Annotated in this window: 17 protein-coding genes; all 17 read left to right on the plus strand. The window is 31.2% G+C overall.

What is annotated here, in order from left to right; translation table 11 throughout:
- Positions 1 to 23: 23 nt before the first annotated feature.
- The 17 genes from aspA (at position 24) to AJ930_RS01090 (ending at position 14903) form a co-directional block, all read left to right on the plus strand.
- Positions 24 to 1430: an aspartate ammonia-lyase gene (gene aspA, locus AJ930_RS01010; RefSeq protein WP_002854440.1), complete on the plus strand. Its 1407-nt coding sequence runs from the start codon at positions 24 to 26 to the stop codon at positions 1428 to 1430.
- 16 nt (positions 1431 to 1446) lie between these two features.
- A complete protein-coding gene (locus AJ930_RS01015; RefSeq protein WP_044779367.1) occupies positions 1447 to 2784 on the plus strand; it encodes an anaerobic C4-dicarboxylate transporter in 1338 nt (445 codons plus the stop codon).
- A gap of 105 nt (positions 2785 to 2889) precedes the next feature.
- A complete protein-coding gene (locus AJ930_RS01020) occupies positions 2890 to 4251 on the plus strand; it encodes a COG3014 family protein (protein ID WP_070274717.1) in 1362 nt (453 codons plus the stop codon).
- Between the two features lie 9 nt (positions 4252 to 4260).
- Positions 4261 to 4629, plus strand: a complete 369-nt coding sequence (locus tag AJ930_RS01025) for a DUF1425 domain-containing protein (protein ID WP_002860928.1) — start codon at positions 4261 to 4263, stop codon at positions 4627 to 4629.
- A 23-nt stretch (positions 4630 to 4652) separates the two neighbouring features.
- On the plus strand, positions 4653 to 5276 hold the full coding sequence (lpoB, locus tag AJ930_RS01030) for a penicillin-binding protein activator LpoB (RefSeq protein ID WP_002851945.1): 624 nt from the start codon (positions 4653 to 4655) through the stop codon (positions 5274 to 5276).
- Between the two features lie 83 nt (positions 5277 to 5359).
- The gene (locus AJ930_RS01035; RefSeq protein ID WP_053872315.1) at positions 5360 to 6697 is read left to right on the plus strand and encodes a DUF6844 domain-containing protein; all 1338 of its coding nucleotides are present in this window, start codon (positions 5360 to 5362) and stop codon (positions 6695 to 6697) included.
- A gap of 9 nt (positions 6698 to 6706) precedes the next feature.
- Positions 6707 to 7909 carry a CsgG/HfaB family protein gene (locus AJ930_RS01040; RefSeq protein WP_002881377.1) on the plus strand — a complete coding sequence of 401 codons (1203 nt, stop codon included), beginning with the start codon at positions 6707 to 6709 and terminating at the stop codon, positions 7907 to 7909.
- A 158-nt stretch (positions 7910 to 8067) separates the two neighbouring features.
- On the plus strand, positions 8068 to 8376 hold the full coding sequence (rplU, locus tag AJ930_RS01045; RefSeq protein WP_002778820.1) for a 50S ribosomal protein L21: 309 nt from the start codon (positions 8068 to 8070) through the stop codon (positions 8374 to 8376).
- 10 nt (positions 8377 to 8386) lie between these two features.
- Positions 8387 to 8641, plus strand: a complete 255-nt coding sequence (rpmA, locus tag AJ930_RS01050; RefSeq protein ID WP_002800974.1) for a 50S ribosomal protein L27 — start codon at positions 8387 to 8389, stop codon at positions 8639 to 8641.
- Between the two features lie 106 nt (positions 8642 to 8747).
- Positions 8748 to 9785, plus strand: a complete 1038-nt coding sequence (gene obgE, locus AJ930_RS01055) for a GTPase ObgE (RefSeq protein WP_002860931.1) — start codon at positions 8748 to 8750, stop codon at positions 9783 to 9785.
- 122 nt (positions 9786 to 9907) lie between these two features.
- A complete protein-coding gene (gene proB / locus AJ930_RS01060; RefSeq protein ID WP_044794037.1) occupies positions 9908 to 10663 on the plus strand; it encodes a glutamate 5-kinase in 756 nt (251 codons plus the stop codon).
- A 73-nt stretch (positions 10664 to 10736) separates the two neighbouring features.
- Complete coding sequence (fmt, locus tag AJ930_RS01065; RefSeq protein ID WP_002860933.1) at positions 10737 to 11654, plus strand: methionyl-tRNA formyltransferase; 918 nt, start codon at positions 10737 to 10739, stop codon at positions 11652 to 11654.
- Positions 11617 to 12270 (plus strand): biotin--[acetyl-CoA-carboxylase] ligase, encoded by a 654-nt coding sequence (locus tag AJ930_RS01070; protein ID WP_002860934.1) that lies wholly within the window; start codon positions 11617 to 11619, stop codon positions 12268 to 12270. Before fmt ends, AJ930_RS01070 begins: the two co-directional genes overlap by 38 nt.
- Entirely contained in the window at positions 12267 to 13052 is a 786-nt protein-coding gene (locus tag AJ930_RS01075; RefSeq protein ID WP_002851697.1) for a ParA family protein, read from the plus strand. Before AJ930_RS01070 ends, AJ930_RS01075 begins: the two co-directional genes overlap by 4 nt.
- Positions 13053 to 13057: 5 nt before the next feature.
- Positions 13058 to 13894, plus strand: a complete 837-nt coding sequence (locus AJ930_RS01080; RefSeq protein WP_002860935.1) for a ParB/RepB/Spo0J family partition protein — start codon at positions 13058 to 13060, stop codon at positions 13892 to 13894.
- Positions 13895 to 13954: 60 nt separating this feature from the next.
- Positions 13955 to 14380, plus strand: coding sequence for a FoF1 ATP synthase subunit B' (locus AJ930_RS01085; RefSeq protein ID WP_002860936.1), 426 nt, complete (start codon positions 13955 to 13957; stop codon positions 14378 to 14380).
- 10 nt (positions 14381 to 14390) lie between these two features.
- Positions 14391 to 14903 (plus strand): F0F1 ATP synthase subunit B, encoded by a 513-nt coding sequence (locus AJ930_RS01090; RefSeq protein WP_002860937.1) that lies wholly within the window; start codon positions 14391 to 14393, stop codon positions 14901 to 14903.
- The last annotated feature ends 2 nt before the right edge of the window (positions 14904 to 14905 follow it).

Here is a 14905-nt window from a genome sequence, read left to right on the forward strand (position 1 = left end):
ATACTTTTTATGAAAGGTTCAAAATGGGAACAAGAAAAGAACATGATTTTATTGGGGAATTGGAAATCTCTGATGAGGTTTATTATGGAGTGCAAACTTTTAGAGCTGTTGAAAATTTTGATATTTCTCATGATAGATTAAAAGATTTTCCTCGCTTTGTTAGAGCTTTGGCTAGAGTAAAAAAAGCTGCAGCTATGGCAAATCATGAATTAGGTCTTTTGGATAAAAATATCCAAGATGCGATTATTAAAGCGTGCGATAAAATTTTAGAAGGCGGGTATTATGATCAATTTGTAGTAGATATGATCCAAGGAGGTGCTGGAACAAGTACAAATATGAATGCTAATGAAGTTATAGCAAACATAGGACTTGAACTTATGGGTCATAAAAAAGGTGAATACCAATATCTTCATCCAAATGATCATGTTAATTTAAGCCAAAGTACTAACGATGCTTATCCTACAGCTTTACACCTTGCTTTGCATGATTATTTAAGTGATTTGGCAAAAGCTATGGAACATCTAAAAAAAGCTTATGAGAGAAAAGCTGAAGAATTTAAAGATGTTCTTAAAATGGGTAGAACCCAACTGCAAGATGCTGTACCTATGACTTTAGGTCGTGAATTTAAAACTTTTGCCGTAATGATAGGTGAAGATATACAAAGAGTATTAGAAGCTAGAAAATTGATTTTAGAGATCAATTTGGGCGGAACTGCTATTGGAACGGGAATTAATTCTCATCCTGATTATCCGAAGGTTGTAGAAAGAAAAATAAGAGAAGTGACAGGTTTTGAATATACTGTGGCTGAGGATTTGATCGAGGCGACTCAAGATACGGGAGCTTATGTACAAATTTCAGGTGTTTTAAAACGTGTTGCAACAAAACTTTCTAAAGTATGTAATGACTTAAGACTTTTAAGTAGTGGTCCAAAATGTGGCCTTAATGAGATTAATCTTCCAAAAATGCAACCAGGTAGTTCTATCATGCCAGGTAAGGTAAATCCTGTTATTCCTGAAGTAGTTAATCAAGTTTGTTATTTTGTTATTGGAGCAGATGTAACTGTAACTTTTGCTTGTGAGGGTGGACAATTACAACTTAATGTTTTTGAACCAGTTGCAGCATATAGCTTATTTAATTCTATTGTAATGCTAGAAAAAGCAATGTATACTTTAGCTGATAAATGTATAGATGGTATTACTGCAAATGAAAAAATTTGTTCAGACTTTGTCTATAATTCAGTAGGTATAGTAACAGCTTTAAATCCTTATATTGGTTATGAAAATTCAGCTTCTATAGCTAAAGAGGCAATGAACACTGGAAAAAGAGTGGCTGATATTGCGCTTGAAAGAGGGCTTTTAAGTAAAGAACAAATTGATGAAATTTTAACACCATCAAATATGCTAAATCCTCACATGGAAGCTAAAAAATAGCATTTTAGGATTTAATATGGATATAATGATAATTTTGCAAGTAATCGTCCTTCTTGGGGCAATTTTTATCGGTATTCGCCTAGGCGGTATTGCTATAGGTTATGCTGGAGGATTGGGTGTAGTTATACTAGGACTTGTTTTAGGTATGAAACCTGGTAATATTCCTTGGGATGTTATTTTAATTATTGCTGCAGCTATTGCAGCAATTTCTGCTATGCAACAAGCAGGTGGACTTGATTATATGGTAAGGGTGACAGAAAAAATTTTAAGATCAAGCCCTAAATTTATAAATTATTTAGCTCCAGCTTGTGGATGGTTGCTTACAATCTTAGCAGGAACAGGAAATGCAGTATTTTCTTTAATGCCTGTTGTAGTTGATGTTGCAAAATCTCAAAACATAAAACCTAGTGTTCCACTTTCATTAATGGTTGTTTCTTCGCAAATTGGAATCACTGCTTCTCCTGTAAGTGCAGCTGTGGTTTATATGAGCGGCGTTTTAGAGCCACTTGGATGGAATTATCCAACTTTAATTGGAATTTGGATCGGTACAACTTTTATAGCTTGTATGCTTACAGCTTTTATAGTGAGTTTAATCACTCCTATGGATTTAAGCAAAGATAGTGTTTATCAAGAACGCTTAAAAGCAGGACTTGTTAAAGATGCAGGAGCTATTTTACATGGTGAAGATAAACCAGGTGCTAAACTTTCAGTAGGAATTTTCTTGATCACTGTTTTGGCAGTTGTACTTTATGCAACTGCAATTTCAAGTAATATTAAATGGATTGATCCTGTTGTGGTTCCAAGAGATGCAGCTATTATGAGCTTTTTACTTACTGCAGCAACTTTGATCACTTGGCTTTGTAAAGTTGAACCAGGTAAAATTCTTGATACCAGTGTATTTAAAAGTGGTATGACTGCTTGTGTTTGTGTTTTTGGTGTAGCATGGCTTGGAAATACTTTTGTTGCAGGACACGAAGCTTCTATTAAAGAAGTAGCAGGCGACTGGGTTAAACAAACCCCTGCTATGTTAGCAGTTGCATTTTTCTTTGCAAGTATGCTTTTATATTCTCAAGCAGCAACCGCAAAGGCCATTGTACCTGTAATTATCACCGCTTTAGGAATTTCAGCAACAAATCCGCATGATTCTTATATGCTTGTAGCTTGTTTTGCAGCAGTTTCAGCACTTTTTGTGCTTCCAACTTATCCAACCTTACTTGGCGCTGTGCAAATGGATGATACAGGAACGACTAGAATTGGTAAATTTATATTTAATCACTCTTTCTTTATACCAGGAGTTTTAGCTATTGCAATTGCTGTAGCATTAGGCTTTGTATTAGCTCCTATGCTTATTTAAATCAAACCCTAGGTTTTTCTCCTAGGGTGAAAATTTTTTCATTAGTTTTTAAGTATATACTACGCTATAATATTCATTTTTAATTTTCTTTAAGAAAGGAATTTAATGAAGATAAAAGTTGGGTTGATTTTTTCAGGTATTGTTTGCCTTTTTTTAACAGCTTGTGTTAATCAGGTTAAACAAAATACAACATTTGAAAATGCTTTAACACAAAAATATTGTGGTGATGATTTTTTCAATCAAAATTTAAAAAAAATTAAAAAAAATGATGATGTCATTTATACAGGATTAAATGCAGGTTTGATTGCTAGAAATTGTGGTGATTTTAACAAAAGTAATGTATTTTTTGATGCTGTGGAAGAATCTTATAAATATGATGTGGATTTAGAAAATGTAGGCTCTAAAGCAGCTAAATTTGTTGGTACAACCTTGCTTAATGATACTATAGTTGATTATGATGGTTCTTTATATGAAAGAATTATGGTTAATATATATAAAGCTCTAAACTATATGGAAGAAGATGATTATGAAAATGCAAGAGTTGAGTTTAATCGTGCTTTAATGCGTCAAGATAAGGCAAAAGAATATTTTGCTAAAGAAATTGAGAAAAATCGTGCTGATTTAGATAAGGCAAAAGAAGATAAAAATTATGATAAAAATATGAATGAAAACTCAAAAGTTATAGAAGCACAATACGATAACTTATTTAAAGAGTTTGATACAACAAAAAATTTCATAAATCCTTATGCGACTTATCTTGCTTCAATATTTTTCTTTATGGATAAAGATTATAGAAAAGCTGCAGATTTATTTAGAGAAGTAGCTATTATTTATCCAAAAAACAAAACTATCAAAAAAGAGGCTAAAATTTTTAAAGAATATGCCACAAAAATAAAAGTCAAAAAAGCTAAAAAATATGTTTTTGTAGTTTATGAAAATGGATTTGGTGTAGTTAAGGATGAATTTGCTTTAACCTTACCTTTTATAGTGGATAAAAAAATTATTAGCACAAATATTGCTTTACAAACCTTGAAAAAAAGGGAAGCTTCTTTTGCAAATTTAAATATAAATGGTCAAAATACAAATGATTTTGTAAATTTAGACAATATTGTCGCTACTGAATTTAAAATAAATATGCCTGCAATGATTGCTAAAGCCTTAGCTCAAACTATAATTAAAACCACTTTAAATGTAGCTGTTGCAAATAATGACTCTACAGGTGGATGGCTAAGTCTTGCAACAGCAGTAGCAACTGCTGCAACCAACAAAGCTGATGTGCGTTCTTGGAGAGGTTTACCAAAAAGTATTGCCATAGCAACAATAGAAAACGACGGAAATTTAGAAATCAAAGATCCACAAGGCAATATTTTGTTTCAAAAATCATTGGATAAAAATAAAAATGCTCTTGTGATAGTGCGTTCTTTTGCTCCGTATTTACCTGCAAGTGTTGCTATCATGGAAAAATAAGGCTAAAAGATGAAAAAAATTATTTTATTTATTTTAATGTTTTTACTTGGTGCTTGTACACCAAGTTATCAAATAGTATCAAATCAAAATACTGTAATTTTAGGTTCAAATTTACCAAAAAGTTTAGTAAAACAATTTCAAAAGCGTATAAATAGCAATGGTTATTTAGAATTTGAAGTGATTTTACGCAGTACTTTTGCTAAAGATGTAATTTATAAAGTAGATTGGTTAGATAAAGATGGTTTTGTGCTAAGAGATGTTTTAAATGAGGATTATCAAGCCCTTAGAATTCCAGCAGGACAAGAGGTAATTCTTCGTAAACTTGCATCTGATACAAGAGCGAAGGATTTTAGATTAGAAATTAAAGCAAAAAATTAATCTCATTTTAGGAAGGATAAATCATGAAAAAAACAAAAATTTTAGGAACAGCTCTTATTGGAGCTTTGCTTTTTAGTGGTTGTGCGCAAACAGCTTATACAGATGGAAAGGCAAGTCAGGTAAAAAAAGGCGATGCTTTAACCTTGGGTCTTGATAGACAAGATTTTGAAAGTGCAGCTGAAACTATGATAAATAGTATGTTAAGCGATCCTGCTTTTGCAAATATTAAACCAGGTACAAGAAAGGTTATTGCTATTGGTAGGGTTGTGAATGATACCCCGCAAAGAATCGATACTGAAAAACTCACCGCAAAAATCACTTCTGCATTAAGAAAATCAGGTAAATTTGTTCTAACTTCGGCAGTTGCTGCAGGCGGAGCGCTTGATAGCATGAGTGAAGATGTAAGAGAATTAAGAGATAATGATGAGTTTAATCAAAAAACCATAGCAAAAAAAGGGACATTGGTATCGCCTGATTTTTCTCTTGCGGGTAAAATTAGACAAGATAATGTAAAACTTAGCAATGGTAAAACTCAAGTAGAATACTTTTTCTTACTAAGACTTACTGATTTAACATCAGGTTTAGTTTATTGGGAAGATGAGCAAACTATTGATAAAACTGGTTCTAGTAAATCAGTTACTTGGTAAAATAAAAATTAATTTATGAATAAAATTTTTAGCTCAAGTGTTTAGCTTGAGCTTTTTTTTTATGATTTTTAAAAGGATATGAAATGAAAAAAATATTATTTATTGGCTCTTTAGTTATGGCAAGTTTACTTTATGCACAAGGTTCCCAGCCTGTAGAAATTACACAACAAGATATAAATACTCAAAATGAAATGTCTGATGCAAGTACTAAGGATATTACCCCAAAATCAATTGAAGATTTTTTTGAAGAATTTGTCGATAATTTCGGTATAGAATATGGTATAACCAAAGATGGAAAAACTTTTTATACGGGAAAAAGTACTGTTGCTGTAAATGATACTGATCCACAATTTGCACAAGCTTTACAAAATGCTTACCAAAAAGCAATGTTAAATTTACAAAGCGAATTTATAAGAGATGTTTTTGGAAGAATTGCTACAAGCAGGATTCAAAATTATGAAGCAGATAATTCTACTAATGCTAAAGAATTTGATGAATTGCCAAAAGGTGATAAGGTTGATCAAATTTTAAATAAACTTACACAATTAGCTGGTGCTCAGCTTGATAAGGCATTAAAAGATTTAGGTATAGATACAAATTCTTTAAGCGAAGACAGAAAAAAGACTTTATTAAAGCAAGAATTTCTTAATAAAACTATGACAAATGCCATAGGTTCTATGAGTGGACTTGTTCCTGTGCAAACTATAGTTACACAAAGAAGAGGTGAGTATGATGTAGGTGTTATTGCTGTTATTTCCAATAAAACTCGCCAATTAGCAAAAGATATGGCACTAGCAAGACAGAGTGCTATTAAGGGTAAAGGCAAGGCAATAAGTGAGTATCTGCCAAAAGATACAAAAGGCTTTTTAAATGAATATGGAATTCGCTTAGTTTATGATGAAAATGGTGCACCTATTATTTTAAGTTATGGAAACTGGGGTTATGTAGCAGATTCTAGCAATGCTAAAAAAACAAATATTTTAGAAGATAGAGCCAAAGAAACAGCACTTACTATGGCTGATGCTGCTATTATAGAGTTTATTAATACAAATTTAAGTCTTAAAGATGAAAGAACAACTGGTGATACTTACGAGGAAATTATCAAACAAAGTATTAATGTTAATGATAGTTCCACTCAAGAACAAACTCAAAACATAACAAATATTATTGACAAAGTAAATAGTAAAATAAAAGCAAGCGCAAGCGGTAAAATTCGTGGTATTCGTACTCTTAAAAAATGGAGCTATACAAGTGAAAATGGTATTGAACATGTAGGAGCTGTGAGATTTTATTCTTATGAAAATTTAGCCAACACAAATGAGGCTTTAAATTCAAAGTCAAATGCAACAAAAAATGAAGCTAAAAAATCTTCTAGCATACAAAGAAGTTCTAATGTTGTAAATAGCATGGATGATTTTTAAAGGTAAAAGATGAAAATAACTAAAATTCTTTTTTTAGGCTTATTTTTAAGCCTAAGTCTTAATGCTAAAGTTATAACCACAACTTCAACAAAATCAAGCACAGGCGAAGGCACAGGTTTGACTAGGGAAGATGCGATAAACAATGCCATTATAGAAGCTATAGGAAAAATGAGCGGAGTAAGCATCAATTCTCTTAAGAAATCTAACACTAGCGTTTCAACTGATAATTCAGGTTCAAACATACAAGATAATTACAGCGAGCAAATTTCAAAAGCCACCAAAGGTAGAGCCGATACTTATGAAATCAATAGTGTTGAACAAGATGCAAATGGTAAATATACAGCCAATGTAACGATTTTTAAAACCACAACAACAAAAAAGTATCAAGTTCCAGGTTTAAGTGCAGATAATAGAAGAAGTATTACTGTTTTTGATTCTACTCCAGATGCTGCAAAAAGAGGCATAGGCTCAGCTTTGCAACAAAAAATCATTTCTGATTTATTGCAAAGTCGTAAATTTAATGTTTTAGACCGTGATTCTAGTGGCTATTATGAAATGGAAAAAGCTTTAATCAAAAGTGGCGACGCAGCTAGTGATGAAGTTTATAAACTTAAAAATGTGTTAGCAACAGATTATATTTTATTGTTTTCTATTTCAGGACTTGAAGGTAAGCAAAAAACAAGCAATTTAACAGGAAAAAGCAAAACTGAAATTGAAGTTATCGTAGATTATCGTGTGTTTTTATTTGCTACAAGACAAATTAAATTTTCTAATACTTTAAGTATGAAAGTTAACATTAAAGACGATAGCCTTAGCGCCAATGAAGCTGCACTCAAACAAATTGCAAATCGTATTGCAGGAGATATTTTAAATGCAATTTATCCTTTGAAAGTTGCAAGCGTTGAAAACAATGAAGTAGTATTTTCTCAAAGCTTAAATCAAGGTGATATTTATGAATGTTTTGCTCTTGGGAAGGTTATAAAAGATGCTTATACAAAAGAAAATACAGGAAGAGTAGAAAGCAAAACAGGAAGTATTGAAATCACTCGCACAAGCCCTAAACTTTCTTATGCAAAAATCACAGAAGGTAGTGTAAAAGTAGGCGATATTTGTAGACCTTTAATTGGTAGCAATAGTGGAAATGGTTATACTATAGGTCGTGATGCAAATTATGAAACCCAAGAAGGTGGCGGAGTAAATCTAGGCTTTTAAATTTTTAGAGTTTGATTTTTCTCAAACTCTAAATCCTTTCTTAAATTCATCAAAAATTAAAGAAAAATTTTGTAAAATCAAAATTTTATTAAACCACTAAAGCTTTTAAATCCGTTATTGCGGTGCTTTATGGTACTACCAATTTATAAGGAAAAGCAATGTATGCTATTATCAAACACAGTGGAAAGCAATACAAAGTAAGTGTTGGCGATGAGCTAAAACTAGATCACTTTGAAGCTGAAAGCAAAGCAAGTATTGAAGTAAGCGAAGTTCTTGCTATCAATGATAAAGAATTAAAGGTAGGTGCGCCTTTCGTAGCAGGTGCAAAAGTTGTTTTGGAAGTGATCAATCACGGAAAAGATAAAAAAGTTGTGATTTACAAAAAAAGACGCAGAAAAGATTCTAAACTCAAACGCGGTTTTAGAAGACAATTTACTCGCGTTGTAGTAAAAGATATCAAAGCTTAAGGAGTAAAGAATGGCACACAAGAAAGGTCAAGGTTCAACTCAAAATAACCGCGATTCTATAGGTCGTCGTTTAGGTGTTAAAAAATTTGGTGGCGAGTTTGTTAGAGCTGGAAATATCATCATCCGCCAAAGAGGAACTGCAACTCATGCAGGTAACAATGTAGGTATGGGAAAAGATCATACTATCTTTGCTTTGATTGATGGTTTTGTAAAATTCGAAAGAAAAGATAAAGATAGAAAAAAAGTTTCTGTATATCCTGCATAAGTTTTTAGGACGCTTTTTAGCGTCTTGAAAACTTTAAATTTATGAATTTAACTTCTTTTATTTACTCAAATTTAGCTTTATAAATTTAAAGTCAAAGGCAATTTAAATGTTTATTGATAGTGTTAAAATTACTTTAGCTTCAGGCGATGGTGGTAAAGGTGCTGTAAGTTTTCGCCGTGAAAAACATGTTCCACTTGGTGGCCCTGATGGAGGAGATGGTGGAAATGGTGGCGATATTATTTTCGTATGTGATAATAATACCCACACTCTTGTAAATTTCAAAGGCAAAAGAGAATTACGCGCACAAAATGGTGCTGGTGGAATGGGACGCAATAAAAATGGCAAAAAGGGTGAAAATTTAGAACTTATAGTGCCCGAAGGAACGCAAGTTATCGATGCACAAACTAATGAAATTTTACTCGATCTTACCAAAGAAGGACAAAAAGAGCTTTTTTTAAAAGGTGGAAAAGGCGGACTTGGCAACACTCATTTTAAACACGCCACTAATCAACGCCCCGATTACGCACAACCTGGTATAAAAGGAGAAAGTCGCTTAGTTAGACTTGAACTTAAACTTATTGCCGATGTAGGGCTTGTGGGCTTTCCAAATGTGGGAAAATCTACTCTTATAAGCGTTGTTTCAAATGCAAAACCTGAAATTGCAAATTATGAATTTACCACCCTTACTCCAAAACTTGGACTCGTAGATGTAGATGAGTATAATTCCTTTGTTATGGCTGATATTCCAGGGATTATCGAAGGAGCAAGTGGGGGTAAAGGCTTAGGACTTGCTTTTTTAAAGCACATAGAAAGAACGAGCTTTTTACTTTTCGTGCTTGATCCTATGAGAGAAATGCCTTTAAAAGAACAATTTATAGTACTAAGAAAAGAACTTGAAAAATTTTCCAATGAACTTTTTGGGCGTAAATTTGGCATCATGATTTCAAAAAGTGATAGTGTTAATTTAGGAGAAGAATTTGCCGAGCAAATTGCTTTAAACATTAATGAGTTAGAAAATTATCTCAAAGAAATAAATAATCCGCAAAGCTTTTTAATCAAAGTCTCAAGCCTTGAAAAAACAGGACTTAAAGAACTTAAATTCATGCTTTTAGAAGAAATTAAAACTTTAAGAAATAACAAATAAAAATTTTAACAATCTAGGAAGTGTTTTATATTAAAAATTTCAAACACTCCCTATTTTTTCAAAAAATAACTAGTTTATATGAAATTTTGGCTAAAATTATAAAAATTTTTCAAGGAATAAGCATGAAAAGAATAGTTGTTAAAGTGGGTTCTCATGTGATTAGCGAAGAAAACATTTTAAGTTTTGAGCGTCTTAAAAATTTAGTCGCATTTTTAGCTAAACTCATGGAAAAATATGAAGTGATTTTAGTAACTTCAGCGGCTATTTCAGCAGGACACACCAAACTAGATATCGATAGAAAAAACCTCATTAATAAACAAGTTTTAGCCGCTATTGGACAACCTTTTTTAATCAGTGTTTATAACGAGCTTTTAGCCAAATTTAATAAACTAGGTGGACAAATTTTACTTACAGGTAAGGATTTTGACTCTAGAAAAGCTACCAAACACGCAAAAAATGCTATCGATATGATGATAAATTTAGGAATTTTGCCTATTATCAATGAAAATGACGCTACAGCTATAGAAGAAATTGTCTTCGGTGATAATGATAGCTTAAGTGCTTATGCTACGCATTTTTTTGATGCGGATTTGCTTGTGATTTTAAGCGATATTGATGGATTTTATGATAAAAATCCTAGTGAATTTAGTGATGCAAAGCGTTTAGAAAAAATCACTCATATTAAAGAAGAATGGCTACAAGCAACCATAAAAACAGGCAGTGAACACGGAACAGGCGGTATAGTAACCAAACTTAAAGCAGCTAAATTTTTACTTGAACACAATAAAAAAATGTTTTTAGCAAGTGGATTTGATTTAAGTGCGGCAAAGACATTTTTATTAGAAGATAAACAAATAGGTGGAACTTTGTTTGAGTGATTAATTTATTAAATTCTCTTTTAAAATCAAATAAGTTATAATTAAAACTTTTAATTTCACACAAAGCGAAAAAATGAAAAAAATTATTTTTATGGGTACTCCATCTTACGCAACTTGTATTTTAAAAGCACTAGTAGAAAATGAAAATTTTAAACTCGTAGCACTTTTTACCCAGCCTGATAAAGCTGTAGGTAGAAAGCAAATTTTAACTCCAAGTGATACTAAGGCTTTTTTAAGTCAAAATTATCCTAGTATTCCTATTTTTACTCCAAGTTCTTTAAAAGATGAAAATATTATAAGAGAGATTAAGGATTTAAATCCTGATTTTATCGTGGTTGCTGCCTATGGTAAAATTTTACCTAAAGCCATTTTGGATTTAGCACCTTGTGTGAATTTGCACGCTTCTTTACTTCCAAAATACCGTGGTGCCAGTCCGATCCAAAGTGCAATTTTAAACAAAGATGAAAAAAGTGGAGTTTGCACCATGCTGATGGAAGAAGGGCTTGACACAGGTGCTATACTTGAAAGCTTAGAATGTGATATAAAAGATAAAAATTCAAGTGAAGTTTTTGAACTTTTAGCAAATTTGGCCGCTAAGCTCATCCTCTCTACTCTTTTAAATTTCGATAAAATCACCCCTAAAAAACAAGAGGAAAGTCTAGCAACACTTTGTAGAAAAATCAAAAAAGAAGATGGACTTATAAATTTGCAAAATGCAAGAGAACTTTATCAAAAATATCTAGCTTTTACTCCTTGGCCTGGAGTTTTTTTGGAAAATGGACTTAAATTCTTAGAACTTGAACTTGTGGATGAATTAAAACAAAATGCTAGGATGGGTGAAATTTTAGAATTAGAAAAAGAAAGTTTTTTGCTTGCTTGCAAACAAGGAGTTTTGCGTATTAAAAAACTTCAAGAAAGTGGAAAAAAAGTTCTTGATGGTAGGACTTATTTAAATGGAAAAAGGCTTAAAAGTGAAGATAGTTTGTGTTGAAAGTATAGACTCAACTCATCTTTTTTTATGCGAGCAAATACGCAATGGAAAGATTGATGGAAATTTTGCTATTTATGCTTTAGAACAAACAAATGGAGTTGGAAGCAGGGAAAATTCTTGGCAAAGCTCTAAAGGAAATTTACATCTTTCTTTTTGTATTAAAGAAGAAGATTTACCAAAAGATTTACCTTTGGCCTCTGTGAGCATTTATTTTGCTTATTTACTTAAAGAAGTTTTACAAGAAAAAGGTTCTAAAATTTGGCTTAAATGGCCTAACGATCTATATTTAGATGATAAAAAAGCTGGAGGGGTTATAAGTGCTAAAATTTCAAATTTTATCATAGGCGGTATGGGTTTAAATCTGAAATTTTCACCTCAAAATACAGCTTTATGCGATATAGAAATTTCGCTTAAAGATTTAGTGAGTGAGTTTTTGCAAAAAGTAGAAAAAAAATTTTTATGGAAGAATATTTTTAGCAAGTATATGTTAGAATTCGAAAAATCAAGAAAATTTAGCGTCCATCATGAAGGTAAAGTTTTTTCACTTGAAAATTCTTTTTTGTATGAAGATGGTTCAATTTTACTAGGTGATAAAAGGGTGTATAGTTTAAGATGAGCGAAATTATTACAATAGCAAACCAAAAAGGTGGAGTAGGAAAGACTACAACAGCAGTAAATTTAGCCGCTTCTTTAGCTGTGGCTGAGAAAAAAGTACTTTTGATTGATGTTGATCCGCAAGCTAATGCGACTACAGGACTTGGTTTTAATCGTAATAATTATGAGTATAATATTTACCATGTTTTTATAGGAAGAAAAAAGCTTTCAGATATTATTTTAAAAACAGAATTGCCACAACTTCATTTAGCTCCTTCAAATATAGGTCTTGTAGGTATAGAACAAGAGCTTGCTAAAGGTGAAAATAATGAGAAAAAAATGCTGCTTAAAAATCAAATTCAAGAAGTGATTGATGAGTATGATTTTATTATTATTGATTCTCCGCCTGCTCTTGGAAGTATTACTATAAATGCTTTTGCAGCAAGCGATAGTGTAATTATCCCTATACAGTGTGAATTTTATGCGCTTGAGGGTGTAGCTATGGTTTTAAATACAATTAAAATTATCAAAAAAACTATTAATTCTAAACTCAGGGTTCGTGGATTTTTACCGACAATGTATAGCTCTCAAAATAATCTTTCTAAAGATGTTGTAGATGATTTGAAACAAAATTTTAAAAAACAACTTTTTACTATTAATGGAAACGAAGATGACTTTATTGTGATCCCTCGCAATGTAAAACTTGCAGAAAGTCCAAGTTTTGGAAAGCCTATAATTCTTTATGATATTAAATCACCAGGTTCTGTTGCTTATCAAAATTTGGCGTATTCTATATTAGGATAATTATAATGGGGTTAAATAAAGATAAGGGTTTAAGTAGTTTAATCAGTGATATGGATACTGTTTATAGTAAAGAATTGGGTTTTGATAAAAATCAAAGCACTATGATAGAAATTGATCAAATTTCACCCAATCCATTTCAGCCAAGAAAGAATTTTGATCAAGAAGCTTTAGATGAGCTTGCTAATTCTATCAAAGAATTTGGACTTATTCAGCCTATTATTGTATTTAAAAAAAATAATAAATTTATTTTAATTGCTGGGGAACGTCGCTTAAGAGCAGTGAAAGCATTAGGAAAAAAAGAAATTCTAGCTTTTATTGCTGATATTGATGAGAATAAGCTTAGAGAATTGGCTCTTATTGAAAATATACAAAGAGAGAATTTAAACCCTATTGAGCTTGCTAATTCTTATAAGGATTTAATGCAAGTTCATAAAATTACTCAAGAGAATTTAGCAGAACTTATTCATAAGTCTCGTACTCAAATAACAAATACTTTAAGACTTCTGAATTTAGATATTAGAACTCAAGAGTTGATTGCTTCTGGAAAAATTTCTCAGGGTCATGCTAAAGTTTTGGTTGGTTTAGATCAAAAAGATGAAAAAATGTTGGTTGATAGCATAATAGGTCAAAAACTTAATGTTAGAGATACTGAAAAAATAGTTAAAAAAATAAAAAATAATGAAAGCTTACCTAATCAAGAATTTGAAGATGAAATAAAAAAATTAAAACAAATACTAAATCGCTTTGGATTTAACTGCAAAAATAAAAATAATGATTTTGTAATTCATTTAGAAAATATTGATAAAATTAAAAAATTAATCAAAATGCTTGAAAAGCTTTAACCAAAATCTTAGCTTTTTTATGGTAAAATAGTCCTTCGAAAATTCTAACCAAGGAGAATTATGTTTGAAGATATGCATCCTTCCATAATGCTTGCTACTATGGCTATTTTTTTAGCTATGATAGTTATTTTAAATAGTATGCTGTATAAGCCACTTTTAAAATTTATGGATGAAAGAAATGATTCTATAGAAAATGACGAGAATAAAGTAAAAGAAAATTCTCAAGAAGTTTTAGATGTGAATAATGAATTAGAAGCTATTCATATTAACACTAGAGAAGAAATTCAAAAAATTAAACAAGGTGCTATAGCTACTGCTAAAGAAGAAGCGGAGCAAATTCTTAGAAGCAAGAAAGAAGAATTAGAAAGAAAAATGGCCAGCTTTTATGCAGATTTAGCTATTCAAAAACAAGAATTACAAGAACATTTAAACATACATTTACCTGAGCTTAAGCAAGCTTTGCAAAATAACATAAAGAGAATTTAAGAGGAGAGAAATGAGTAAGTTATTCTTTATTATATTTTTGCTACCTTTGTATGCTTTTGGTGCATCAAATGTTAGTGGAGAATATGATATTATTCCAAGGACTATTAATTTTCTAATTTTTGTGGCTATATTGTATTATTTTGTTGCAACTCCATTTAAAAATTTTTACAAAAACCGTATTGTAAAAATTTCTTCTAAGCTTGATGAAATTCAAAAAAAACTTTTAGAAAGTAAAGCTAAGAAATTAGATACGATGAAAAAACTTGAAGAAGCTAAAGCAAATGCTGCTGCTGCTTTAGTTACAGCAAGAAAAGAAGCTGAAATTTTAGTTCAAAATATTAAGAAAGAGACTCAAGATGAGTTAGATTTACTTCAAAAACATTTTGAGGAACAAAAAGATTATGAATTTAGAAAAATGGAAAAAGAATTAGTATCAAATACTTTAAATGAAATTTTTTCTGATCCAAATATGACATTAAAACAGAGTGAAATAATAGAACTTATGATGAAGAAGGTATCTTAAAT

The sequence above is a fragment of the Campylobacter sp. BCW_6871 genome (assembly GCF_001762325.1).
Taxonomy (GTDB): domain Bacteria; phylum Campylobacterota; class Campylobacteria; order Campylobacterales; family Campylobacteraceae; genus Campylobacter_D; species Campylobacter_D jejuni.

What these genes read in the sequence shown, in the direction of transcription:
- aspA (WP_002854440.1), top strand. Translation starts at nt 24, where the DNA reads ATGGGAACAAGAAAAGAACATGATTTTATTGGGGAATTGGAAATCTCT.
- AJ930_RS01015 (WP_044779367.1), top strand. Translation starts at nt 1,447, where the DNA reads ATGGATATAATGATAATTTTGCAAGTAATCGTCCTTCTTGGGGCAATT.
- AJ930_RS01020 (WP_070274717.1), top strand. Translation starts at nt 2,890, where the DNA reads ATGAAGATAAAAGTTGGGTTGATTTTTTCAGGTATTGTTTGCCTTTTT.
- AJ930_RS01025 (WP_002860928.1), top strand. Translation starts at nt 4,261, where the DNA reads ATGAAAAAAATTATTTTATTTATTTTAATGTTTTTACTTGGTGCTTGT.
- lpoB (WP_002851945.1), top strand. Translation starts at nt 4,653, where the DNA reads ATGAAAAAAACAAAAATTTTAGGAACAGCTCTTATTGGAGCTTTGCTT.
- AJ930_RS01035 (WP_053872315.1), top strand. Translation starts at nt 5,360, where the DNA reads ATGAAAAAAATATTATTTATTGGCTCTTTAGTTATGGCAAGTTTACTT.
- AJ930_RS01040 (WP_002881377.1), top strand. Translation starts at nt 6,707, where the DNA reads ATGAAAATAACTAAAATTCTTTTTTTAGGCTTATTTTTAAGCCTAAGT.
- rplU (WP_002778820.1), top strand. Translation starts at nt 8,068, where the DNA reads ATGTATGCTATTATCAAACACAGTGGAAAGCAATACAAAGTAAGTGTT.
- rpmA (WP_002800974.1), top strand. Translation starts at nt 8,387, where the DNA reads ATGGCACACAAGAAAGGTCAAGGTTCAACTCAAAATAACCGCGATTCT.
- obgE (WP_002860931.1), top strand. Translation starts at nt 8,748, where the DNA reads ATGTTTATTGATAGTGTTAAAATTACTTTAGCTTCAGGCGATGGTGGT.
- proB (WP_044794037.1), top strand. Translation starts at nt 9,908, where the DNA reads ATGAAAAGAATAGTTGTTAAAGTGGGTTCTCATGTGATTAGCGAAGAA.
- fmt (WP_002860933.1), top strand. Translation starts at nt 10,737, where the DNA reads ATGAAAAAAATTATTTTTATGGGTACTCCATCTTACGCAACTTGTATT.
- AJ930_RS01070 (WP_002860934.1), top strand. Translation starts at nt 11,617, where the DNA reads ATGGAAAAAGGCTTAAAAGTGAAGATAGTTTGTGTTGAAAGTATAGAC.
- AJ930_RS01075 (WP_002851697.1), top strand. Translation starts at nt 12,267, where the DNA reads ATGAGCGAAATTATTACAATAGCAAACCAAAAAGGTGGAGTAGGAAAG.
- AJ930_RS01080 (WP_002860935.1), top strand. Translation starts at nt 13,058, where the DNA reads ATGGGGTTAAATAAAGATAAGGGTTTAAGTAGTTTAATCAGTGATATG.
- AJ930_RS01085 (WP_002860936.1), top strand. Translation starts at nt 13,955, where the DNA reads ATGTTTGAAGATATGCATCCTTCCATAATGCTTGCTACTATGGCTATT.
- AJ930_RS01090 (WP_002860937.1), top strand. Translation starts at nt 14,391, where the DNA reads ATGAGTAAGTTATTCTTTATTATATTTTTGCTACCTTTGTATGCTTTT.